The sequence below is a fragment of the Achromobacter sp. 18P8.1.1 genome, from assembly GCF_057799415.1.
The window spans coordinates 64,531-86,081 of sequence record NZ_JBYOKH010000005.1; the positions used below are offsets into that span (position 1 = coordinate 64,531).

General features: G+C 63.4%; 25 protein-coding genes. 9 read left to right on the top strand and 16 right to left on the bottom strand.

The window, feature by feature from the left end; genetic code table 11:
- Positions 1–24 precede the first annotated feature (24 nt).
- Positions 25–1,011 carry a Bug family tripartite tricarboxylate transporter substrate binding protein gene (locus AC27VE_RS05575; protein ID WP_488703250.1) on the bottom strand — a complete coding sequence of 329 codons (987 nt, stop codon included), beginning with the start codon at positions 1,009–1,011 and terminating at the stop codon, positions 25–27.
- 87 nt (positions 1,012–1,098) lie between these two features.
- A complete protein-coding gene (locus AC27VE_RS05580; RefSeq protein WP_315130623.1) occupies positions 1,099–2,223 on the bottom strand; it encodes a muconate/chloromuconate family cycloisomerase in 1,125 nt (374 codons plus the stop codon).
- 106 nt (positions 2,224–2,329) lie between these two features.
- On the opposite strand from AC27VE_RS05580, the gene AC27VE_RS05585 reads away from it, so the two are divergent.
- Positions 2,330–3,211 carry a LysR family transcriptional regulator gene (locus AC27VE_RS05585; protein WP_488703251.1) on the top strand — a complete coding sequence of 294 codons (882 nt, stop codon included), beginning with the start codon at positions 2,330–2,332 and terminating at the stop codon, positions 3,209–3,211.
- Here AC27VE_RS05585 and mug read toward each other — a convergent pair.
- Together mug and AC27VE_RS05595 are read right to left on the bottom strand one after the other, a co-directional pair.
- Positions 3,204–3,734, bottom strand: a complete 531-nt coding sequence (gene mug / locus AC27VE_RS05590; RefSeq protein WP_488703252.1) for a G/U mismatch-specific DNA glycosylase — start codon at positions 3,732–3,734, stop codon at positions 3,204–3,206. The two genes, AC27VE_RS05585 and mug, sit on opposite strands and share 8 nt — an antisense overlap.
- Positions 3,735–3,745: 11 nt before the next feature.
- Positions 3,746–4,735, bottom strand: a complete 990-nt coding sequence (locus AC27VE_RS05595; protein ID WP_488703253.1) for an SLAC1 anion channel family protein — start codon at positions 4,733–4,735, stop codon at positions 3,746–3,748.
- A 99-nt stretch (positions 4,736–4,834) separates the two neighbouring features.
- On the opposite strand from AC27VE_RS05595, the gene AC27VE_RS05600 reads away from it, so the two are divergent.
- The 3 genes from AC27VE_RS05600 to AC27VE_RS05610 are packed head-to-tail and all read left to right on the top strand — an operon-like array spanning position 4,835 to position 7,681.
- Positions 4,835–5,743, top strand: coding sequence for a LysR family transcriptional regulator (locus tag AC27VE_RS05600; protein ID WP_488703254.1), 909 nt, complete (start codon positions 4,835–4,837; stop codon positions 5,741–5,743).
- 36 nt (positions 5,744–5,779) lie between these two features.
- Positions 5,780–6,967: an FUSC family protein gene (locus AC27VE_RS05605; RefSeq protein WP_488703255.1), complete on the top strand. Its 1,188-nt coding sequence runs from the start codon at positions 5,780–5,782 to the stop codon at positions 6,965–6,967.
- 33 nt (positions 6,968–7,000) lie between these two features.
- Positions 7,001–7,681, top strand: a complete 681-nt coding sequence (locus AC27VE_RS05610; RefSeq protein WP_488703256.1) for a class I SAM-dependent methyltransferase — start codon at positions 7,001–7,003, stop codon at positions 7,679–7,681.
- A 15-nt stretch (positions 7,682–7,696) separates the two neighbouring features.
- Here the strand turns inward: AC27VE_RS05610 and AC27VE_RS05615 are convergent, their stop codons facing one another.
- The 4 genes from AC27VE_RS05615 to AC27VE_RS05630 all read right to left on the bottom strand — a co-directional run bounded on the left by AC27VE_RS05615 (position 7,697) and on the right by AC27VE_RS05630 (position 11,592).
- Positions 7,697–8,878, bottom strand: coding sequence for a hypothetical protein (locus AC27VE_RS05615; RefSeq protein WP_488703257.1), 1,182 nt, complete (start codon positions 8,876–8,878; stop codon positions 7,697–7,699).
- A 107-nt stretch (positions 8,879–8,985) separates the two neighbouring features.
- Positions 8,986–9,489 (bottom strand): hypothetical protein, encoded by a 504-nt coding sequence (locus AC27VE_RS05620; protein ID WP_488703258.1) that lies wholly within the window; start codon positions 9,487–9,489, stop codon positions 8,986–8,988.
- 57 nt (positions 9,490–9,546) lie between these two features.
- Positions 9,547–10,446 (bottom strand): hypothetical protein, encoded by a 900-nt coding sequence (locus AC27VE_RS05625; protein WP_488703259.1) that lies wholly within the window; start codon positions 10,444–10,446, stop codon positions 9,547–9,549.
- A gap of 207 nt (positions 10,447–10,653) precedes the next feature.
- The gene (locus AC27VE_RS05630; protein WP_488703260.1) at positions 10,654–11,592 is read right to left on the bottom strand and encodes a GlxA family transcriptional regulator; all 939 of its coding nucleotides are present in this window, start codon (positions 11,590–11,592) and stop codon (positions 10,654–10,656) included.
- A 144-nt stretch (positions 11,593–11,736) separates the two neighbouring features.
- Between AC27VE_RS05630 and AC27VE_RS05635 the strand changes: the two genes are divergently transcribed.
- Positions 11,737–12,537, top strand: a complete 801-nt coding sequence (locus tag AC27VE_RS05635) for an SDR family NAD(P)-dependent oxidoreductase (RefSeq protein ID WP_488703261.1) — start codon at positions 11,737–11,739, stop codon at positions 12,535–12,537.
- A 2-nt stretch (positions 12,538–12,539) separates the two neighbouring features.
- Complete coding sequence (locus tag AC27VE_RS05640) at positions 12,540–13,253, top strand: SDR family oxidoreductase (RefSeq protein ID WP_488703262.1); 714 nt, start codon at positions 12,540–12,542, stop codon at positions 13,251–13,253.
- A gap of 39 nt (positions 13,254–13,292) precedes the next feature.
- Here the strand turns inward: AC27VE_RS05640 and AC27VE_RS05645 are convergent, their stop codons facing one another.
- Positions 13,293–14,636, bottom strand: a complete 1,344-nt coding sequence (locus AC27VE_RS05645) for an MFS transporter (RefSeq protein ID WP_035212552.1) — start codon at positions 14,634–14,636, stop codon at positions 13,293–13,295.
- 287 nt (positions 14,637–14,923) lie between these two features.
- On the opposite strand from AC27VE_RS05645, the gene AC27VE_RS05650 reads away from it, so the two are divergent.
- On the top strand, positions 14,924–15,349 hold the full coding sequence (locus AC27VE_RS05650; protein ID WP_488703263.1) for a bleomycin resistance protein: 426 nt from the start codon (positions 14,924–14,926) through the stop codon (positions 15,347–15,349).
- Between the two features lie 98 nt (positions 15,350–15,447).
- On the opposite strand, the gene AC27VE_RS05655 is transcribed toward AC27VE_RS05650, so the two are convergent.
- From AC27VE_RS05655 to AC27VE_RS05670, 4 genes are all read right to left on the bottom strand, one after another.
- A complete protein-coding gene (locus AC27VE_RS05655; protein ID WP_427958526.1) occupies positions 15,448–15,999 on the bottom strand; it encodes a type 1 glutamine amidotransferase domain-containing protein in 552 nt (183 codons plus the stop codon).
- A gap of 142 nt (positions 16,000–16,141) precedes the next feature.
- Positions 16,142–16,561, bottom strand: coding sequence for a hypothetical protein (locus AC27VE_RS05660; protein WP_488703264.1), 420 nt, complete (start codon positions 16,559–16,561; stop codon positions 16,142–16,144).
- An 89-nt stretch (positions 16,562–16,650) separates the two neighbouring features.
- Positions 16,651–17,034 carry a VOC family protein gene (locus tag AC27VE_RS05665; protein WP_488703265.1) on the bottom strand — a complete coding sequence of 128 codons (384 nt, stop codon included), beginning with the start codon at positions 17,032–17,034 and terminating at the stop codon, positions 16,651–16,653.
- Between the two features lie 35 nt (positions 17,035–17,069).
- Positions 17,070–18,077: an alpha/beta fold hydrolase gene (locus tag AC27VE_RS05670; RefSeq protein WP_488703266.1), complete on the bottom strand. Its 1,008-nt coding sequence runs from the start codon at positions 18,075–18,077 to the stop codon at positions 17,070–17,072.
- Between the two features lie 73 nt (positions 18,078–18,150).
- Here AC27VE_RS05670 and AC27VE_RS05675 point away from each other — a divergent pair, with 73 nt between their 5' ends.
- Positions 18,151–18,579, top strand: a complete 429-nt coding sequence (locus AC27VE_RS05675; RefSeq protein ID WP_488703267.1) for an RrF2 family transcriptional regulator — start codon at positions 18,151–18,153, stop codon at positions 18,577–18,579.
- A 137-nt stretch (positions 18,580–18,716) separates the two neighbouring features.
- On the top strand, positions 18,717–19,202 hold the full coding sequence (locus AC27VE_RS05680; RefSeq protein WP_488703268.1) for an isochorismatase family protein: 486 nt from the start codon (positions 18,717–18,719) through the stop codon (positions 19,200–19,202).
- A 52-nt stretch (positions 19,203–19,254) separates the two neighbouring features.
- Here the strand turns inward: AC27VE_RS05680 and AC27VE_RS05685 are convergent, their stop codons facing one another.
- From AC27VE_RS05685 to AC27VE_RS05695, 3 genes are all read right to left on the bottom strand, one after another.
- Positions 19,255–20,202 carry a sensor domain-containing diguanylate cyclase gene (locus AC27VE_RS05685; protein WP_488703269.1) on the bottom strand — a complete coding sequence of 316 codons (948 nt, stop codon included), beginning with the start codon at positions 20,200–20,202 and terminating at the stop codon, positions 19,255–19,257.
- Positions 20,203–20,333: 131 nt separating this feature from the next.
- Positions 20,334–20,594 (bottom strand): DUF2798 domain-containing protein, encoded by a 261-nt coding sequence (locus AC27VE_RS05690; RefSeq protein WP_488703270.1) that lies wholly within the window; start codon positions 20,592–20,594, stop codon positions 20,334–20,336.
- A 1-nt stretch (position 20,595) separates the two neighbouring features.
- Complete coding sequence (locus tag AC27VE_RS05695; protein ID WP_488703271.1) at positions 20,596–21,492, bottom strand: NmrA/HSCARG family protein; 897 nt, start codon at positions 21,490–21,492, stop codon at positions 20,596–20,598.
- Positions 21,493–21,551 lie beyond the last annotated feature (59 nt).

Here is a 21,551-nt window from a genome sequence, read left to right on the forward strand (position 1 = left end):
GGCGGACTTGCCCGCCCCGGTGCCTCAGTTGATCTTGATGTTGCGTTCCTTGACCAAGGTCTTCCACTGTTGGGTTTCTTTGGCCAGATGGTCGCGCAGCGCGTCCGGGCTGCTTCCGATCGACTCGGCGCCGATCGAATCCAGCGTTGCCTTCACCTTCGGTTCAGCCAGCGCATTGCGCATGGCTTCGTTCAGCTTGGCAACCACTTCCGGCGACGTGCCGGCGGGGGCGAACGCCGCGAACCAGGGCATCAACTCATAGCCCGGCACGCCGGCTTCCTGCAGGGTGGGCACGTCAGGCAGGGCGGCGGAGCGCTTGGTGGTGGTGACGGCCAGCGCGCGCAGCTTGCCGCTGGCCACATGCGGCTTGGCCGACGTGATGCTGTCGAACATGTAGTCCACCTGGCCGCCCAGCAGGTCGGCCACGGCCGGGCCGCTGCCCTTGTAGGGCACGTGCAGCATGTCGACGCCCGTCATTGATACGAAGAGTTCGCCCGCCAGGTGGATCGACGTGCCCACGCCGGCCGAGGCGTAGGTGTAGTGGTTGGGCTGTGCTTTTGCCTTGGCGATCACGTCTTGCACGCTGGTCGCGCCGGTGCGGGCCGGATTGGTGACGAGCACATTGGGCACAACGGCCAGCAGCGAGATCGGCGTGAAGTCCTTGATGGGGTCGTAGTTCAGGTCGGCGTACAGCGCGGGGTTGACGGCCATGCCGTTGGCCACGATCAGGATCGTGTAGCCGTCGGGTTTGGAGCGTGCGACGGTGGCCGCGCCGATGTTGCCACCCGCGCCAGCGCGGTTCTCGACGATGAAGGACGTGTTCAGCTGCTTGCCCATGGATTCGCCCAACGTGCGGGCGATGCTGTCCATGGCGCCTCCGGGCGGGAAGGGCACGACCCATTTGACCGGGCGGTCAGGGTAGCTGTCGGCCAGCGCGGCGGATGCGCCGCCCAAGAGCGACAGGGCCAGCATGGCGCGGGCAAAGGGTTTGAATACATGGCGCATGCGCATGGTTGTCTCCGTGATGCTTGAATTATTGTGGGTGCGCCCTTCAAGGCGGGCGCGGCCGGGTGTCGTGGTTTGCGTCCCTGCGGGCCGTCAGCGGTCCCGCCGGTAGAAATTCAGTTTGTCTTCGTCCAGCGTCAGCCCCAGGCCGGGGCCGGCGGGTAGTTCCAGTTCAAAATCGGCATAGCGCGGTGGGTTGGCGACGATGTCGTCCTTCAGCAGCAGCGGGCCGAATAGCTCGGTGCCCCACGACAGGCGCGGCAGGCAGGCAAAGCCGTGCGCCGACGCGATCGACCCCACCGAGCCTTCCAGCATCGTGCCGCCATACAGCGACATGCCGGCGGCATCGCCCACCGCGGCGGTGCGCAGCATCTCATACAGGCCCCCCGACTTGGCGATCTTCAGCGCCAGCACGTCGGCCGCGCCTTGGCGCGCGATGTCCAGCGCGTCTTCGGGGCCATTCACGGCTTCGTCCGCCATGATCGGCACGACGAAGCGGGCGGCCAGCCGGGCCATGCCCGCCAGGTTGGCACGCGGAATGGGCTGTTCGATCAGGTCCACGCCGGCCGCTTCCAGACGCGCGATGGCGCCGGCGGCATCGGCCTCGTTCCAGGCCTGGTTCACGTCCACCGTCACACGGGCGCGGTCGCCCAGCGCCTGCTTGATGCGCGACACGTGCGCCACGTCTTCCGACACGGCGCGGCGGCCCACTTTCAGCTTGAACGTGTTGTGGCGGCGGCTTTGCAGCAGCGATTCGGCTTCCTCGATATCGCGGGCGGTGTCGCCGCTGGCCAGGGTCCACAGCACCGGCATGCGGGTGCGCACGGCGCCGCCCAATAAAGTCGACACCGGCACGTTCAGCCGCTTGCCCTGGGCGTCCAACAGCGCGGTTTCCAGCGCGGACTTGGCGAAGCGGTTGCCGCGGGCCACTTTTTCCAGGCGCTGCATGGCCGCGTGGATGTTGGTGGCGTCCAGGCCGGCCAAAGCCGGGGCCAGATAGGTATCGATTGCCAGCTTGATGCCCTCGGGGCTTTCTTCGCCGTAAGACAGGCCGCCAATGGTGGTGGCTTCGCCGATGCCTTCGATGCCGTCGCTGCACGTCAGGCGCACGATCACGAGCGTTTGCCGCTGCATGACCGCCATGGCCAGTTGATGGGCGCGGATGGTGGGCAGATCCACCAGAATGGCTTCAACCGAGAGAATGCTTGCCGGATTCATACTTTTATTGCCAGAAATTAAGCGATGGCACCAGTATGGCTTGCGCTTTCACCTTGAGTCCAAGACTATATGGGTTTCTATTCATACCTATGTAGTCTAAATAGCCATGCAGCTCAGACACCTGCGCTACTTCCAGGCCGTGGCGGAAGAGGGCAGCTTCACGCGTGCCGCCGCCCGGCTGCACATCGCCCAGCCGCCGCTAAGCCGTCAGATCCGCCAGTTCGAGGAAGAATTGGGCGTGCAGCTGTTCGAACGCACCACCCGTGCCTTGCGGCTGACCGAAGCCGGGCGCTTCCTGCTGGAGCAATCGCGGCTGTTGACCGCCCGCCTGGAGGAAGTACTGGAAGGTACGCGCCGCCTGGGCCAAACGCAGCGGCGCTGGTTTGGCATCGGCTTTGTGCCGTCGACCCTGTATGGCTTCGTGCCGGAACTGATCCGCCAACTGCGCAGCGCCGATCCCCAAGTGGAAGTGGGCCTGACGGAGATGACGACGCTGCCGCAACTGGAAGCGTTGAAAGCAGGGCGCATTGATCTGGGCATCGGCCGGATCCTGCTGGATGATCCGGCGATCGAACGCCGTGTGTTGATGACTGAACCGCTGATGGCCGCCGTGCCGCTGCATCATCCGTTGGCGGCGATGGGCAGCGTATCGGTGGAGCGCTTGGCGCAAGAGCCGTTCGTGCTGTACCCCGCGCGGCCACGGCCGAACTTCGCGGACCATGTGCTGGGGCTGTTCCGCGCCGCGGGCTACGCGTTGCAGGTCGTCCAGGAGGCCAACGAATTGCAGACCGCGATCGGGCTGGTGGCGGCGGGTCTGGGCGTGTCGGTGGTGCCGGCTTCGGTGCAGCGCTTGCAACGGCAGGATGTGGCCCACGTGCGGATCGAAGGCGACGCCTTCGTGTCGCCAGTCATCGTCAGCTACCGCAAGGATGACCAGTCTGCGTTCCTGCAGCACGCATTGGCGTTGGCTGCCGGGTTGGCTACATAGCGTCGAACAGTTCCCGGTAAGCCAGAACCAGATCGTCCACGCTGAACGACCGGTTCAAGCCACTGGGGTTTGGCAACACCCAGGCGCGGGCGCCACCAAACCGCTCGACCTGACGGCCCCACAGGACGTCGCGCTGTTCGGTAATGGCCGCGTAAGCGGCTTTGCCCAGGAACGCGACGTGGGCGGGGCGATAGTGTTCGATCTTTTGCCGCAGCGCCAAGGCCGAATCGATCAGCTCTTGCCGCGATAAATGGTCGGCCCGCGCCGTGGGCCGGCCAACCGCCGTCGTCAGCCCGCAGCCGTAGGCGAGCAGGTCCCGATCGTCGGCCGGATGGATTTGCGCGGCGGTGAACCCGGCCAGATGCAGGACTCGCCAGAAGCGGTTGCCGGTCCCGTCGAAATGATGGCCCGTTGCAGCGGCGCGCAAGCCCGGATTGATGCCGCAAAAGACGACTGCCAGGTTTGCCGACAACAGGTCTGGCAGAGACGGGGGCGGGGCTTGGCCGGGGGCGCAGGTAGGCATCGGGACTCGCTTCAGGCGGCCAGCAGCCGGCCGTTGAAAAGAATGTGCAGCGTCTTGATGAACAGCACCACGATTGCGAGACTCAGCAAGGCCAGCAACAGGAGGGCGATGGCCTTGATGGGCCAGGCCTGTACGTATGCCGCGTATTTCAGCGCCGCGCAGGCCAACGCCGCAATGGGGAAACTGATCGCCCACCAGCCGGAGGCGAACGGCATGCCGCGGCGGAACACCTTCGGCGCCAGGGCCAGGAAGATGAACAGCCCGAAATAGAACAGCAGTCCGGCGAACGCGTCGACGCGCTGCGTAAAGCTGGTGTAGGCAAGAAAGCCGACCGCGAACGGCGCCATCAGGATCAACAGCGACGGGACCATGCCGGCAGGCAGCGGTTCATGGTGAATCATGCGGGACATGATCATGGTGAAGAACAGCAGGGCGATCATCGTGCCAACCGCGAGGGCGAACACGTTGATTTCGTGCGCCCATGGCATCGGCATCGTGCCGCCTGTGACGGCGATGTCCAGAGTGGCCACGCCCGGGATGAACCAAGCGGGGACGGCATGCGCGGCGTCTATCTTGCCCTTCAACAGCCGGGCGGCGATCACGAAACTGAGTGCGGCGGTCAAGGCCGAGCCCAGCGTCCAGACCGCTTGGGACAATGGCGCACTGAACGGTGCGATAACCGACGATAGCAACAGGATGGCGATGGTGATCGTGCCGAAGAAATTACCGGCTACAGGGTGGCGGTATTCGCCCAGGACCGCGTCCGGGTGCAGGATGGCCTTGGCAAGATAGCCCGCGGCAAGGACGGCGAAGACGGCCAGCGCGACAACGCCCGCGGCTTCCGATATTGCCACGCTCACGCCGAATTCCTGGCTGGCCTGGCGCCATGCGAGGGACAGGCCAGCGAGGCCCATTACCGAAGCGAACAAATTGACGGGCAGGTTCCTGATGGACGCAGGGCCTGGCAAAGATTGCGGGTTCGAGTTTGACAGCGTGGACACGACGGGTACTCCGGCTTCTTGAAGAGGCAGAGCTTATGGGTTTTCATTCAAATAGATAATCCAATATTATTGGGAATATTATTTTCAGAAATTGAGAATATGGCGGATCGTCTTGAATCCATGTCCATTCTGGTGACGGTCGTGCAAGCAGGCAGCTTCTCGGCGGCGGCGCGCCACCTTAAGATGCCGCTGGCAACCGTCAGCCGAAAGGTTGCGGACCTGGAGGCGCACCTGAGCACGCGCTTGCTGCATCGTTCCACCCGGCAACTATCTCTGACCGAAGCGGGCCAGGCCTATGTCGCTGCCTGCCGGCAGATCCTGGAAGCCGTGGGGGAAGCCGAGCGCGCGGCCTCGGGCGAGTACGCCGCGCCCAAAGGCGAGCTTGTCCTGACCGCGCCGATCGTGTTCGGCCGCCTGCATCTGTTGCCCGTGGTCGCGGATTTCCTCATGACATATCCCGATATCGATGTGCGCATGATGCTGACCGACCGCGTGGTGGCGTTGATTGAAGAACACGTCGATGCGGCATTGCGTATCGCCGACTTGCCAGACAGCAGTTTCATCGCGGCGCCGCTCGGCTGGGTGCGACGTGTGGTGTGCGCAAGCCCCGCCTATCTGGCCGAACACGGTACGCCGTCGCACCCGCGCGAACTGGTAAACCACGCCTGCATCACGTTTGAACAGATGGCATCGCGGCAAGTTTGGCACTTCGCGTCCGGCAAGTCCGAGCTTGCGGTGCCCGTGCGGTCGAGGCTCGCCGTCAGTACCGCTGAGGCGGCCGTCGATGCGGCGGTCGCGGGCGTGGGGATCACGCGCGTGGTGTCCTATCAGATGGCCGACGCGTTGCGTGCGGGCTCGCTGCGGATCGTGCTTGTCCCGTTCGAGCCGACGCCGTGGCCCATCAACCTCGTGCATACCGGCCAAGGCATCCTGCCGCTGAAACTTCGCGCCTTCCTGGATTTTGCCGTCCCGCGCCTGAAGGTCAGGGTGGCCGGGTTGGCCGATTGACGCCGTGCTTGCCCGGGGGGATGGCCGGGCGCTAGGATGAATACGATGAACCTGGCCAGCACGCTGCTACGCACCTGCCGGGCGGCCGTTTCCGCGTTGATGCGTGAACTGGCCGCCTGGAAGCCGTCACGGGACCGCGCGATTTTCAGCGCCGAAGCGGTGCTGTCGGTCGCGCTTGCCGTCGCCTTGGCGAACGCCTTGCATCTTTCCTATACCTGGTGGGCCGCCATCAGCGGCTTTGCCGTGATGCAGACCAGTTTCGCGGGGTCGGTGGAGCGCGCCGCGCATCGCGTGATCGGCACTTTGATGGGCGCGGCGCTGGGCGCCATCGCGGGTCCGTTGATCGGTGATCGCCCCTGGCTGTTCGTGCCGGCGCTCGGCGTGATCGGCGGCGTGGCGGCGTACCACGCCAACGGGTCCAAGGCACCTTACGCCTGGATGCTGGGCGGGGTGACGGCGCTGATGGTGACCTACGAAGCGCACGTGCTGAATTCTCTGGAAGCGACGGCCGTGTTCGCCGCCTTGCGGGCGGCCGAAGTCGTGATCGGCACGCTGGCTTGCGTGGTGGTGGCCTGCGTGTTCCATTTCGGGCCGCGCTGGTATCGGCGGATCCGTCCGCCCGCCGCATCGGCAACGGCATTCGGCGGGGGCGAGGGCGCGACGCCGCCCGCGGCAATCCCGGCGCCGTCGGCCGAATCGTTGCGGCGCAACCGGCTGGTGCTGGGCATGCAGGCCGCCCTGGCCATTGTCTTGCTGGCTGCGGCCACGTACTTTTTGGACATGCCTGGCTTCGCGCAATCACTGGTGACGGCGATTGCCGTGCTGATGCTGCCGGCCGGCAAACTGGTGGATGGGACGCGCCAGCCCATCATCGAAAAAATGGTGCAACGCGTGATCGGCTGCTTGTTGGCCGGTGCCCTGGGAATGGCGTTGCTGCCGGTGACGCAGGGGCAGGCCGTACTGTCCATGCTGGTGCTGTCGTTGGGCGTCTGGACAGGATGCCATGTGCAGTCTGGCCCGCAGGGCGCCAGCTATGTCGGCCGCCAGTTCACCATCGCGTTCATCATGGTGTTCGTGCAGGACCACCAGTGGGCAAACGATCCGATGCCCGCGCTGCTACGGCTGTCGGGCATTCTTTCCGGCATTGCCGTGCTTGCGGCGGTAATGCTTGCCACCCGCCGCCTGAAATTCGAATTCATCCTGCCATCCATCCGTATGCGATAGCATCGACGGTTTCGCTTCCGGATAGCCGCGTCGATGACCTCATTCTCCGATCCCCAGGCGGTCGCCCGTTACGCCGAAGGCCCCGTCAAGCAGGTCCCGGGCTTTCTTGCGCTTCAGCAGATGGCGGCGCTGCTGCTGGCAGAAGCCGTCCCGGATGATGGCCGCGTCCTGGTGCTGGGCGCCGGAGGCGGCTTGGAGCTGAAAGTATTCGCTGACGCCCACGCGGGATGGCGTTTCGTCGGCGTGGATCCTTCCGCGCAGATGCTGGCGCTGGCGCAGGCGACGTTGGGACCGCAGGCCGGGCGTGTCGATCTGCTTGAGGGATATGTCGATGCGGCGCCCACGGGCCCGTTCGATGCCGCGACGTGCCTGTTGACGCTGCATTTCCTGGCCGCGGACGAACGGCTGCACACGCTCAAGGAATTGCGCCGCCGCTTGAAACCGGGGGCGCCGCTGGTGGTGGCGCACCATAGCTTTCCGCAGACGGCGCGCGAGAAAAAGCGCTGGCTGGACCGGTATGCGGCGTTCGGGGCGGCCTCGGGTATTCCGGCGGCCAACGCCAGGAACGCCAGTGAAGCCATCAGCACCCGGCTCCCCCTGTTGACGCCTGAAGAAGACGTCGCGTTGCTGCACGAAGCCGGCTTCGAATCCGTAGAACTGTTCTACGCCGGCTTCACGTTCAAGGGCTGGGTCGCCTATTGCCCCGGTGCCTGAAGGGGCCGGGCGGGATCAGGCCGCGATCGACCACAAGGGCAGCGGCGTCGGGTACTCGGGCAGTGCGATGTCGGCATGGCCCGGGCGCACCCAGCGTACCCGTTCGCGCGTCGCGTCGATGCAGCCGCCTTGTTCATAGACGCCTTGCGGATCGCGGATCCGCGTCATGCGCGCCAGGACGTCTGCCGTGGCTTCGGGATCCGCCAGGGTCTGCCTGGCGCGTTCCTTGACGATGCCTTCGTCGATGCAGAGCTTGCCGGCCGCGTCCGTGCTCAACCCATGACGCCAATGGAAGATCTCCACGCATTTGGTGGTCAGCGTGAACGGGTTGCCGCGTTCCCAGAAATTATTGAACTCGCCATTCCCCAGATAGAACACCCATGACCCCTCGTACCCCTCGACGTCCGACGAGGCGGCATCTGGGTTGCGGAACCACAGCCGGTCGCCCGGCACGTAAAAGCGATGGGGCAGGGGATCGGCAAGCGAACCGTATTCGTGCAGGAAGGCTTCGTGAAAGCGGCCGGACATGACGGCGCGGGCTTCCCATTGGCGTTGCAGGCGACGGCCCAGTTCGGGATTGGCCTGCTGCAGTTCCTGCGCAATGCCAAGCACCGTCACATATTCCGTGGCCCGGTAGCACGAGAAGGCATACAACTGGCCCGAGGCCTCGGGCTGCGTGGCCTTGCGCAGGCCTTCGATCAGCGACTTTCCCGGCAACACGGTAAAGCCGCGCGCCTCATCATAGGTCCAGTAGTCGGACGGCCGTTCGGCGTGTTCGGTATCGAAGGCCAATGCGGTCTTGCGAGCGGCCTGGACGATATAGCGGCGGATGCGTACCGCCGATTCCAGTTCCGCGATGGTGGGAAACGAGAACGCCACCGGGCTGGCCAGCATCGCCAACACGATCTCGCGGTCCAGGTCGATGTCGCTTGCGTGCGTGCACAGGTTCAATGCGTGCGCGACGCGCGTGGTGTCGTGCTCCGGCATGCAGGCCGCGGCGAAGGCGGCATTAAGCCACGCTTGCGCGCCCGGCGCGGCGCCGGCTACGCCCGAACAGTTTGCCGTATCGCCAAGCCCCAGTTCCGACAGAAAGCGCTGGATGGCTTGCAACGCCAAGGGGGCTTGGCGCGGATCGGGCGGTGCGATACGGATGCCGCCGCGGTCGGGATGTATCGATGAAAACTGCTGCAACGGCATGACGGGTGAATCGGGAATGCGATTCGGAAATTGTAGTCATGCAGGCTTAATAACACCTTTAAGCGGACGGCGCGAAAGCGCTGTCCCAGCGAGGTTTCAGCGGATTGTCATTGTCCTTGCGCGGCAGGTCCGATCGCCTGCCGCGGCCTGCCGTAGAACAGTAGCGTGCACACGATTGCCGCAGCCAGACCGGGCAGGGCGCCCGCCTTCGCGGCGTCGATGACGTAGCCCAGGCGATGCGCGCCGAAGACCGACAGGATGAAAAGAAACCCGTACAACGCGCCGGCGGCGCATATCCATGCCGGCGTGCGCCACGACGTGCGCGCCGCTTTGAAAGCGCCGGCCGTCACGCCGCACAGCACGGCGGGCATCGCGCCGAATAGATAGGCCGTACGCACGCCGTCCAGGCTGAACAGGGTGGCCGGCAGCGAAATCGTGAACGTCACGACCAGCAAGCCGATCAGCGGGCCGATCAGCCCATAGACCGCGACGCCGGCAAGCACATCCCGGGCAATGGCGCGGCCTGTGTCGTGAGGGTGGCGGCGTACGTATCGATAGACGACGCTTGCCGCCGCAAGCAGCACGATCAAGGCAAGCAGGAACTGGTTCATGGCGTGGGGGCAGTGAAGGCCACTACGTGCGTAGCGACGGTGTGTTACGGCTGTGCGTCAGCGGCTGACGTACTGTTTGGTCTTGGCGTCGTACGAGTAATTCGTGACGTCGGCGGCGCCCAACTGGCGGGTCTTGTTCGGCCCCGAGATGGTGGTGCCACTGGGTTTGACGGTCACGCGCGGCATGTCGTTGGTGCCGTCCGCGGAGAACACCAATTCGCCGGTGCTGCTGGTACACGGCATGACTTCGCCGTCCGCGCAGGCGGCGCTGTTGTCTTCGCCTGTCAGGACGTTGCCCACGTAAGTCCAGACCTTGTTGTCGGAGTCTTGCTTCAACCGTTCGGGGTCGAATACCAGAAGGGAATAGCCGTCGCTCGTGATGCCGTTTTCGAAGCTGGTGTCCGGCACGGCCAGCAACAGCTTGCCTGCGGGCGTGCGGTGCTCGATCGGCTTGCGCCGGGTGTCGACGTCCGGCGCTCTTTCATACGCGCCGAATTCGCCAATGGTGTGCTCCAAGCCGCGGAATTTCCAGGGGCGTTCCGAGGCCGGATCGTTCAATACGAAGGTGGATTCCGCAAGATTGACCCGAGTCTCGGGGCCGACCTGGTCTTCACCCGGCTTGCCGTAACGTTCCGCCGTTTCCCAAACAAACCCGGTGTAGTAGTGCTTGCCTTCGGATTCGAAGGCATGGCCAAACCAGTAGGTGGCGATGCTGCCGTTCGCCACTTCATACGTCGTCTCGCCCTTGCCGTCGATCTGGTAGATGAAGTACATCACCGTGGCCGCGTCGGGAGGCGTCACGGCGGCAGCCGTGGATCGCGGTATGACGGGCGCGCTGTCGTCGGCGGCCAGCGCAGGCGCGGCGAATACCGCGAAGGTGGAGGCAAGCAGACCGGCCATGGCGGTGCGGACGCACCATTGGCGCATACTCGGGCTGACCTTCAGAAGGGTTCTCATGAGTTAGGAAACGTCCTGTCGAATTTCTATAAAAGCGTTTTGATTGTTTATTTCTGTATAGAACGATCGATCTTCTGGCGCAGGCCGCCATTAACTGACGTTGAAGGCCGGCAAGATATTCGGTGCGGAGGCGAGTATACGAGGCCTGTTTATTGTCCAGGCTTCACGATATTGCAGGTATTTCTACCCTGTTACATCTGCGGTTAATCAGCCCGTCATCCTCGCCTGGCGTCGCATGGCTTGAGGCGGCTGGCCGAACGAACGCAGAAAGGCGCGACGCATGCGTTCGCGATCCGCAAATCCGGTTTCGTCGGCGATCGTATCCATCGACAGGCGGCCTTGCTCCATCAATACCCGAGCCGCTTCCACACGCAGGTTCTCGACGGCTTTGGCGGGAGACTGCCCGGTTTCGGCGCGGAAGGCGCGGCTGAATTGGCGGGCACTGAGATTGGCGGCGCGGGCCATGTCTTCCACGGTCAGGTCGCGGCGCAGATTCTGCTTGGCGAAGTCCAGCGCCTTTTGAATGCGGTCTGATTTCGGTTCCAGTTCCAGCAAAGCGGAAAACTGCGACTGGCCGCCTGCGCGGCGGTGATAAACGACCAGCTTGCGCGCCGTGTCGCGCGCGATCTCCGGACCCAGGTCTTTCTCCACCATGGCCAGCGCCAGATCAATGCCGGCGCTCATCCCGGCCGACGTCCACACGGGGCCATCGATGATGAAGATGCGATCTTCTTCGACCTTCAGCTGGGGAAAGCGGGCTTGCAGCTCTCGCGCAAAGGCCCAGTGCGTGGTGGCCCGGCGGCCATCCAGCACGCCGGCCTCGGCCAGCGTGAAGGCGCCGATACAGGGCGCGGCCACACGGCGGGCCGTGCGCACGGAGCGGCGCACGAAATCCAGGATGCCCGTTGAGGCCGGATAGGGCTCCATGCCGGCGCCGATGACCACGGTGTCGAAGGACTTCCTGCCGATGGCGGTCGTCTCGACGGTAAAGCCGGCCGACGCCCGGATGGGGCCGCCGTGCTCGGACAGCAGTTGAATGCGGTAATAGGCTTGGCCCGAAATCACGTTGGCGATCTCGAAGGCGGTCAGGGCGGCAAAGCCCATTACCTGGAAATCGGGGAATACGACAAAACCAATGCGTTGCATGGCAGTCTCCGCGCAAATGGACTCCCGCCATCATAGCGCTGTCCTAAAAAGTGGCATATATGACCTTTAGGACAAAGCAGGAATTCCCTATTCTTCCTGCATCGACGCCACTTCCGGCGTTTCAAGAGTCCCAAGGAGCAAACCATGTCCCTCCAATCTTCCCCCGGCACCGCATTGGTCACGGGCGCGTCTTCCGGCATCGGCGCCGTCTATGCACAGCGTCTTGCCCGTCGTGGTTACAACCTGATCCTGGTGGCGCGCAACCGCCAGCGCCTGGATGCATTGGCAAGCCGTCTGGCCGATGAGACCGGCCGCAGCATCGAAGTCGTCGCTGCCGACCTGAGCGACTGGGCGGACCTGGCGCGGGTAGAAGAGGTACTGCGAACCGACGCCAGCATCACCCTGCTGGTAAACAACGCGGGGCTTGGCGCCAGCGCCCCGCTGTTGACAGCAGACGTCGGCAAGATGACCGACATGATCCACCTGAACGTGACGGCGTTGACGCGGCTGACGTATGCCGCGGTGCCCGGCATGGTGGCGCGCGGCGGCGGCGCGGTCATCAACATCGCGTCCATCGTCGCGATCAACCCGGAAGTGCTCAACGGCGTGTACGGGGGCAGCAAGGCATTCGTGCTGGCGTTCAGCCAATCACTCAAGCATGAATTGGCGGACAAAAACATCCGCATCCAGGCCGTCGCCCCGGGCGCCACCGCCACCGAATTCTGGGAGACCGCGGGCGTGCCCCTGGAGCACCTGCCCGCCGGCATCGTGATGCGGGCCGAAGACATGGTGGATGCGGCCTTGGCCGGCTTCGACCAAGGCGAACTGGTCACCATTCCTGCGCTGCCGGACGTGGCGGATTGGGATGCCTACGAGGCGGCGCGCCAGAAGCTCATTCCGAACCTGTCCAAGCAGACCGCCGCCACGCGCTATCAGGGGGCCTGAGCATGGACATCAAGGATTCGGTGGTATTCGTCACCGGCGCGAATCGCGGTCTGGGCCTGGCGTTTGCGCAGGCGGCACTCAAACGCGGCGCCCGAAAGGTGTATGCCGGCGTCAGGGCGCCGGGCAAGAGCCAGACACCGGGCATCGTTCAGGTCAAGCTGGATGTGACCGACCCGGCATCGATCGCGCAAGCGGCAGCGCAATGTGGCGACACGACGCTGCTGGTGAACAACGCCGGCATCGCCCGCCTGAACAGCAGCGTGCTGGACGCGTCGATGGTGGACCTTAGCCGCGAGATCTTCGACACCAACTATTACGGAACGATCCTGGTCAGCCAGGCCTTCGCCCCGGTGCTGGCCCGCCACGGCGGCGGCGCGATCATCAATGTGCTGTCCGATGCCACCTGGTTTGCGCGGCCGATGCTTGCCGCGTATTCGGCATCGAAATCCGCCGCATGGAGCTTTACCAATGCGCTGCGCATTGAACTGCGCAGCCAGCAAACCGCCGTGTTGGGGCTGCATGTCAGTTTCATGGATACCGACATGACGCACGGCTTCGACATGAAAAAGACCGGCCCCGCCGTGGTGGCCGAGGCGGCCCTGGCGGGAATCGAAGCCGGCCAGGAAGAAGTGCTGGTCGATGATTTCACGCGTCAAGTGAAGGGCAGCCTGGCGTCCGCCCAGCCGATCTATCTGGATCCGCCAGAAATCGCGTAAGGCTACGGCGGGGATCGGCGTCCCCGCCGGATGGACGGGTCAACCGCCGCCCGATACGGGCGGCGTTTCCTGCGCCGCCGACAGCACGGGTTCCGCCGCATCCATGCCGGGAACCACATTGGTCAGGTCTTCGGTCATCTCATGGTCCAGGGCGCCCTGGACCAGATCCTCGGTGACGCGCAGCTCGACGCCGGCCGGCGACATCTGGGCGGCCGCGGCAAAGGGCGCGACGGGTGACGGGGCAGGGCGTTCGCGGCGGCGCCACATGAAGAACGCCATCAGGCTCACGTTCAGCACGGCGAAACACCAGAACAGCCCGGCTGCGCCGTACTTCGCCATCACCTGCGAAATCGCCAGCGGGCTGAGCGCCGACCCCAGCGAATTGATCAGCAACAAGCCCTGGATCATCCGCACCAGGGCATCCGCGGGCGCACGGTCCGCGGCGTGGCTGACCGCCACCGGATAGATGGCGAACACGCCGCCGCCCAACAGGAACAGCAAGACGATCAGCAGCGGCGAACCGGCGGGCAGCAGGAGGATCAACAGGCTCAACACCGTGCAGAAAACCGCCAGGGCAATCAGCACCACCTGGCGGTCGCGCAGGTCGGACCAGCGGCCAACGGGATACTGCAGCACCATGGCGCCCAGGATCACGGCGCCCATCATTTTGCCCACTTCGGCCACGTCCAGGCCGATGCGCTGCAGGTACAGCGGCAGCAAGGTGTAGACCGCCGCAATGGCCACCCCCGACCCGAAGCAGCCCATGACTCCGGTGGGCGTCATGCGGATCAGATGCTGCGGCATCAATGGTTCGACGCGTTCCACCAGGGGCGAGATGCGCGGAATGATCACCATCGGCATGACCGACAGGGAGGCCAGCAGCCCCGCCACCATGAAGGGCGCCATGTCGCCCAGCTGGGTGAGGGCGCCAAGCTGGACCTGGCCTAGCATGCCGGAGCCGTACAGAGAGATCATGTAGAACGCCAGCAGGCGCCCGCGCATTTTCGGATCGCCGGCCAGCAGCAGCCAGCTTTCCACCACCAGGAAGACGCCGACGCTTGCCCAGCCGTTGATCAGCCGCAACACGAACCACGGCCCGGCGCCGAAGATCAGGCCCTGCAGCAGCACCGTCACCGCGATCAGCGACGCAAAACTGCTGTAGGCACGGATATGGCCGATGCGCACGATCAGCCGGTCGTTGAAGATCGCGCCCAGCGTCAGGCCAATGAAATACGACGACGAAATCCAGCCGATGACGGTGGCGGACTCGCCGGCGGCATCCAGTCGAAGGGTGGTCAGGGAAGAAATGAAGGCGTTGCCGATGCAGACAACGAACAAGCCAAGAAGCGGCCCCAGGACAAGAGCCAACAACTGCCGAGACATGAAATCCTCGATCGCGAAAAGCGGAATGCATCCGGCCTGGCCGGATTACTGCCATGAAGAATCAGAGGGAGGCAGGGCAGGCGCGACGCGGGCTGCGGTGTCTCTCCTGAGCGGAGGCCCAAGGGCAAAAACCGCCGAGAATTGTAGCGCCGTTCGTATACGGGGCCGGTCCCGGGGGGAAGGGGCGTTGCGGGGGGCGGTTGAGGCCCCATCCCACCGCCCTCACGATGATCGCTCACCCTGTGTATGATTTCCCGCGATTCTAATAATGATATGGAGATCGGCCCGTGGAACATCAACGCGCGCAACTCGTCCCTGAGCTGCTTGTTACCGACATTTCGGTCAGTCTGAAATTCTGGGTCGGGATTTGTGGGTTTTCGATTATGTATAGCCGCGAGGAAGAGGGGTTCTATTATCTGGACCTGGACGGCGCGCAGGTGATGCTGGTTGAAGTACGGGGAGAGGGTTACTGGATAACGGGCCCGCTGAACCCGCCGCTGGGCCGGGGCGTGAATTTCGAAATAAAAGTGTCATCAAGCGATTCGCTGCTGGCGGATTTAGCCGCAGCGGGCAGGCCCTTGTTCCAGGAGCCCGAACAGAAATGGTATCGAAGCGGCGACGTGGAAATCGGGGTCCGCGAGTTTTTGGTGCAGGACCCCGATGGCTACCTCATCCGTTTCTCGGAGCGGACGGGGGAACGGCACCGCGAGTAAGGGGGAATTCCCTACCGCCCGGCGCCCCTGTCGGAAATGGTCGCGTCCGGGTAGGGACGGCCCGGGACTTGCCCGCACCGTCCAACACCAGGCAGGCGTCAGCGACGCGCTGCCTGCAGAACTTCGATGAATGCCCGATTGAAGGCGGGAATATCGTCCGGTTTTCGACTGGAGACCAGCTTGCCGTCAACGACGACCTCCTCGTCGACCCATTCCGCGCCGGCGTTGCGCAGGTCGTCCTGCAGTGAAGGCCAGCTAGTCATCTTTCGCCCCTTCACCACGCCGGCTGAGATCAGTAGCCACGCGCCGTGGCAGATGACGGCCACGGGCTTGCCGGCATCGAACATCGCCCGCACGAACTCCTGCGCCTTGGGCTGCATGCGGATCTCGTCCGCATTGACCACGCCGCCCGGCAGCAGCAGCGCGTCGAATACGTTCGGCTCTGTTGCCGCTTGCAGAAACGTCAGATCCACCGGGAAGCGATCGCCCGGCTTGTCGTGGTGCATCCCCAATATGGGATCGGTACGCGCCGAAATCAGCACTGTGCGCGCGCCTTCCGCCTGAAGGCTGTGGCGCGGACCGGTCAACTCCACCTGTTCGAAGCCGTCGGTTGCAAGAATCGCCACGTTCAGATCTTTAAGTGTCGCCATGGTTGCTCCTGGTTGATGGCCCCTTGGAGATGACCCGCGGCGCACTGGGACCTCACGCGCCGCTCTGTCCAGCAGCAAGTGGCATGCCGCCGACTGCGCGCAGGTTTGCTGCGGGGCAAGTCGCGACTGCGCGATCCACGATTTATTGATCCGCTGCTTGGGATTGGGCGAGGCAGCGCTGAAGCTTGGCGATAAGCGCCCGGACCTCGGCTTCGCCCAAATCCAGCGGGTCGCCGTGCGTGCCCGTTGCAACGACACATATGGCGGAACCGTCGAACCAGGCGTCGAGACGGTCTTCGGCGAACAACTGGCGCGGGAGTTCTCCGGGTTCGAAGACTTCAATATGCGCAGCGTGGCTCAGCGCTTCATCAATGACTATCCGAAGCGCCATTGAGGCAATCGGCCGGTCCACGAGGTGGTCCACGAAGTAGAACCCGTCCTGCTCAAGCGAATAACTGTAGATTTCCGCGCTTGACGGCAGGTCGATCGGGCTTGGCAGCTTCTTGGCAAACAGCGAGGGATCGTAGTTGGCCGGGACGGTGAACTTGATCTTGTATTCCATTCCCATTGGTCTTTTTCTCCTGAACGCAGCGTCGAATGTCCAAGTGCGTGGGCTATCGGCTGCAACTTGCAGCTTGCAGCCGAGCGGCTTCAGCCGCCACGGAAGACCGCTTCCATGTTGTTGCCGTCGGGATCCAGTACAAACGCGGCATAGTAGCCTGGCGGATAGCCGTCGGATATGTCGCGCAGCCCGGGCGCACCGTTATCGGTTCCGTCCGCTTTCAGGGCGGCTGCATGGAAAGCGTCGACGTCGGCGCGGTTCTTCGCCGCGAAGGCAGTGTGCTGGCGCACGCTATGAGGATGAAACTTGTCGATCCAGAAAACTGGATACTCGATGCCATAGCCGATGGCATCGCTTCCGTCGTCGCTGGGAATCTGCATGACGCGCCGAAGGCCAAGGGCTCCCAATACCGAGTCGTAAAACACGGCGGAGCGCGCGACATCGGCCACGCCGATACCGGTGTGGTCAATCATTGGAACCTCCTGGAGGAGTCAAGGATTAGCCACGATTACAGTCCATGCGCCAGCGGCTGTCCATGTTGCAGGCTCTTCAGGAAATCGACGAGCGCGCGGTTGACGGCCTCGGGCGCCTCTTGTTGCAGCCAATGCCCCGCTCCGGGAATGACTTCGGCGGCGCGCAATTGCGGAACCAGGGCGGGCATGGCTTTGATGATCTGATCCATGCCGGGAATCGCCAGGCCGGTGTCCCGTTCCCCGACGAGATAAAGGGCGGGCACTTCTACTTGCTTTCCGTCCAGAGCCGCTTGCAGCGCCCAATTGCGGTCCAGATTCCGGTAATAGTTGAGTCCGCCACGAAAGCCGCTGGTTGTGAAACTTCGGACAAAGACATCCAGGTCCGACGGTGTGAGCCAGGCCGGCAACGTCCGGGGAGCGGGCAGCGCATCCAGCAGGCCTTGCCCCTTGGCCACCATGCCAAAAGGATTGGGTGTGCCGGGGTCGTCACGCGGTCCGGCGTCGCCTGAAGCCGCGAAGTAGATGGCGCGCAATGTCGCGCCGACGTCGCGCTCGAATTCCTGTTCGGCGATGCCCGGCTCGTTGAAGTAGTGCGTGTAGAACGCGGCGGACTCGGTTTTCGGGAACAGGCGGCTGGGCGCGATCGGCGCTCTGCGCATCATCGGAACGCCCAGGGCGACGACGGCCCGAAAACGGTCCGGCCGCAGTTGGGCCGCCTGCCACGCAATATTGGCGCCCCAATCGCCTCCAACGATTACGGCGCTATCGGCCCCCTCGTTGTCGATAAGCGCGATCAGGTCGCCGATGACATCCAGCGTCGTGAACGCCGCCACATCCGCCGGGCTATCGCTGGCGCCGTAACCGCGCAAATCCGGGGCTACCGCGCGGAACCCTGCCTGGGCCAGGGCAGGGAGTTGATGGCGCCAGGCATAGGAGGTCTCGGGAAAGCCGTGGCACAGCAGGACGAGAGGGCCTTCGCCCTGGGTGGCGACATGGAGCGTGATGCCGTTGACGGTGACATCGCGCGTTTCAAGGTCGATCATCTGGGAAGCTCACAGGGAAGTATCCGGTGCAGCTATAATACCGTAACAGTTAAAGTTACGGTAATTCAATTACATGGCCAATGACACTCGCCTTGCCCGATTGCTGCATGTCTTGATCCACATGCATTTGCGCGGTGGCACGACAACGTCTGGGACGCTGGCCCAGATGCTGCATACGAACGAGGTTGTGGTGCGCCGAACTATGGCAGCACTGCGCAGCGCCGGCATGGTGACGTCGACCGGCGGGCGCAACGGCGGATGGGTATTGGCCCGGGGGCTGGAGACCATCACCGCGCGCGATGTCCACGAAGCCATTGCCCCTGGCACCGTCTTCACCATCGGGCCCGCTGACGACAATCCGGCGTGCCCCGTCGAACGGGCGGCGAACCAACTGGTGGCGGATTCCCTGCGCGCGGGGGAGCACGCCTTGCTGCACCACTTGGGCGCGAAATCGCTGTCTGATCTTGCCGCGGAGGTTGTCGCGGGGGAAAGGTCGAACTAGACGTACAGGCTTTGATGTCGTGTGCGATGCCGGGGTCGTCACTGCCGGCGGCCCGGCTGGCACAACGCTTCTTTGCTCACGGATCTAGCCGTCTTCGGGCGGTATAGTTCCCCCTTGGTATCAGGCAGGGAGCCCCCATGCGACAGATATTGCTTGTCGTCGACGTCCAATCCACCTTCAATCCTCCGCAGTGGCTGTTAGACGATATTCGCGCGCTTGCCGCGAGGGTGCCGACGATCGCTTCGATCGAACTTCACGACGAGCAGGTCACTCCCTTTGAACGGCAACTGGGTTGGCACCCGGCGATCGAAGACCAGAGCCTGGTGGATGCGGAGAGGGTTTTCGTCAAGCATGGCTATGCGCAGACGCCCGAAACCATCGACTACATCAAGCGCCTTCAGGTCGACCGGGTGTTGGTGTGCGGCATCCAAACCGAAACCTGCGTGCTTGCTGCGGGCTTTGCATTGTTCGATGCCGGGCTCACGCCCACCTTGCTGACAGACCTGACGGTCGGCTCGTCATTGGATAGGACAGGGCGGCTTGGCACCGATTTGTGGAAGCATCATTTCCGGCAAGTCACGACTGCGGCTCAGGTGTACGCAGAGCTGGATGTTGCCCGTTAGGGGCGGTGCCCATTCAGGCCGCAGGCATTGGTTAATTCGAAGGCTGACCCGCCTAAGCCTCGCACTGCACATGCTCAATGCGGTGCCGCCCGTTGTTCTTGGCCGTATATAGCTGTTGATCCACGGTTTTGATGAAGCCAGCGCGCTCCGCTTCTCCCTCTGGCACCACCGTGCCCGCTCCTATGCTGACAGTGACCTGCCTGCCGTGCGGCGACAGTGCATGCAGGATATTCTTCTTCTGAAGCAATCTTTGGCACCTTTCAGCGACCTTCAACGCCACCCCGGCATCGGCGTCGGGCAGCAACACGACAAACTCTTCGCCACCGTAGCGCGCAACCAGATCGCGAGGGCCATCCAGAGCCAAACTCAGCGTCTGGGCGATATCCACTAAGCACTTGTCACCCTGCGTATGGCCATATAAGTCGTTGTATTGCTTGAAAAAGTCCACGTCGAGCAGCAACACGGACAGCGGCCGGCGTTCGCTGCGCGCCCGCTCCCATTCCAATTCGAAACTGCTGTCAAAGCGGCGCCGGTTGGCAATGTTCGTCAAGCCATCCTTGAAGGACAGGACCTCCAGCTCCTTTTGCAGGCTCAGTAGATTCTCTTCCGTCTTCTTGCGTTCGGTGATGTCAAACATGAAGCCGATCAGCGCTTCGGTTTCGCCCTTATCGTTGCGCACGACGTGCACAACGTCGCGAATCCACACGTAGCCATTGTCCTTGGTCAGCGCGCGGTAGTCCGCCTCGTGGTCTGCGCCGGCCTGGGATTGGGTGACGCAGAAATTCACTACGTATTCGCGATCTTCGGGGTGCATGCGCATGGCCCAGTCTTCCACGCTTGCCCAACTTTCAGCGCTCCAACCCAGCAACGCCTCGATCTGAGGGCCGATATAGGCGAATTTCATCGTCGCCCAATCGATCTTCCAAGGAATCGCCTTGGTTGACTCCAGCAAGGTTCTGTACAACGCGTTGTCGTTCAAATCCGGGCTTACGTTGGGCATACCGATCCTTCCTCGGTCCATAGCAACGGGCCACTTTAGCCCGGAGCCGTCGAGTAAGGAAGTTTTCTGAGTGCCAGCGCCTTCGTAGTATGGGAAAGCCCTGGCCATGCGCCACAAGGCACTTCACGTCGCTACGGCTGCACAACCATCCAAGCGACAATCCGGCGCACGAGCGGTAGTAAAAGCAAGAGGCTGGGAAACGCCACGATCCAGGAGGCGGCCCAGGCGTTGGGCCAATTGGTGATGAAGCCGGGGCCAAAACCCACGCTTGTGGCGGTGGCCACCGCCGAAACGATGGCCGACATGAAAACTGAAAGAATCAGTGGCATCAAGAAGCGGGTGTAGCCCGGCGGGAGTTTCCGCAGGATTGATCTGGGCGGATGTGTTCGCATATCAACGCTCCTTATTCCCAATGGCCGGTTTTTTATCGGCGATCAGGTCGTTGATGTATGCATTTAGCGAACGCGGTTCCCGTCCCAGAGCAGCCCGCAGCGCAAGGCTGTTTCCGCCCAGTCCATAGGCTTGATAGTGGTCGAGGACCTTTGACAGCAGAAGCAGTTGGTCCTCGCTATAAGGAAGACGCGCATTCGCTGCCCATTCGCTGAATCCGGGCTGCAGGGCGGCGACCGGATACCCCAGCGTTTCGGACAGGGCCGCCACGATGTCCATGCGGCTGTACATGCCGGCACATAGCTCCAACGTGGCGAACGCCAGCCTGTCCTCGGTCAATGCGATGGCGGCTATCTCGGCCACATCCCGGTAGTCCACACGAGCGATCCGAGTGTCCTTGGGAAAGGGTTCTCCGAAGCAGGAATGGTCGCGGATCGACGGCCACGCCAACCCAATGTTCTGCATGAAGTTGGCGGGATGCAGGATCGTATATTCCAGCCCGGACGAGTAGAGCGCGTCCTCGACCGGTATCTTGCTGGCGTGATTTGCCAGACGCGTGTTTGTCGGCTGAATCACCGACGAGAATACGAACTTTCTTACCGTGCTTTGCTGCGCGGCTTCGACTAGGGCGATACCCATTGCCGCTTCGTCGGAAGCAAAGGCGGGGCCAATATGGAATATGCCATCGACGCCCCGGACAGCGCTGGCAAGGCTGCCAGCATCGCGCAGGTCTCCGATGGCGATCTCTGTTGCGCCCATCGAGCGGGCGACAGCCGCGCGTTCCTCGTCGCGGACGAGCGCGCGGACCGCAACGTTGCGCCGTGCCAATTCAGGAACGACCATGCGTGCGAATTTGCCGGTGGCTCCCACGACCAGAACGACGGGTTGATTGCTTTCCACTGGGCTTCTCCTCGGTATCGATGAATGAGTGAAGCCAGTGTATTTTCTCAAGTTTGGTG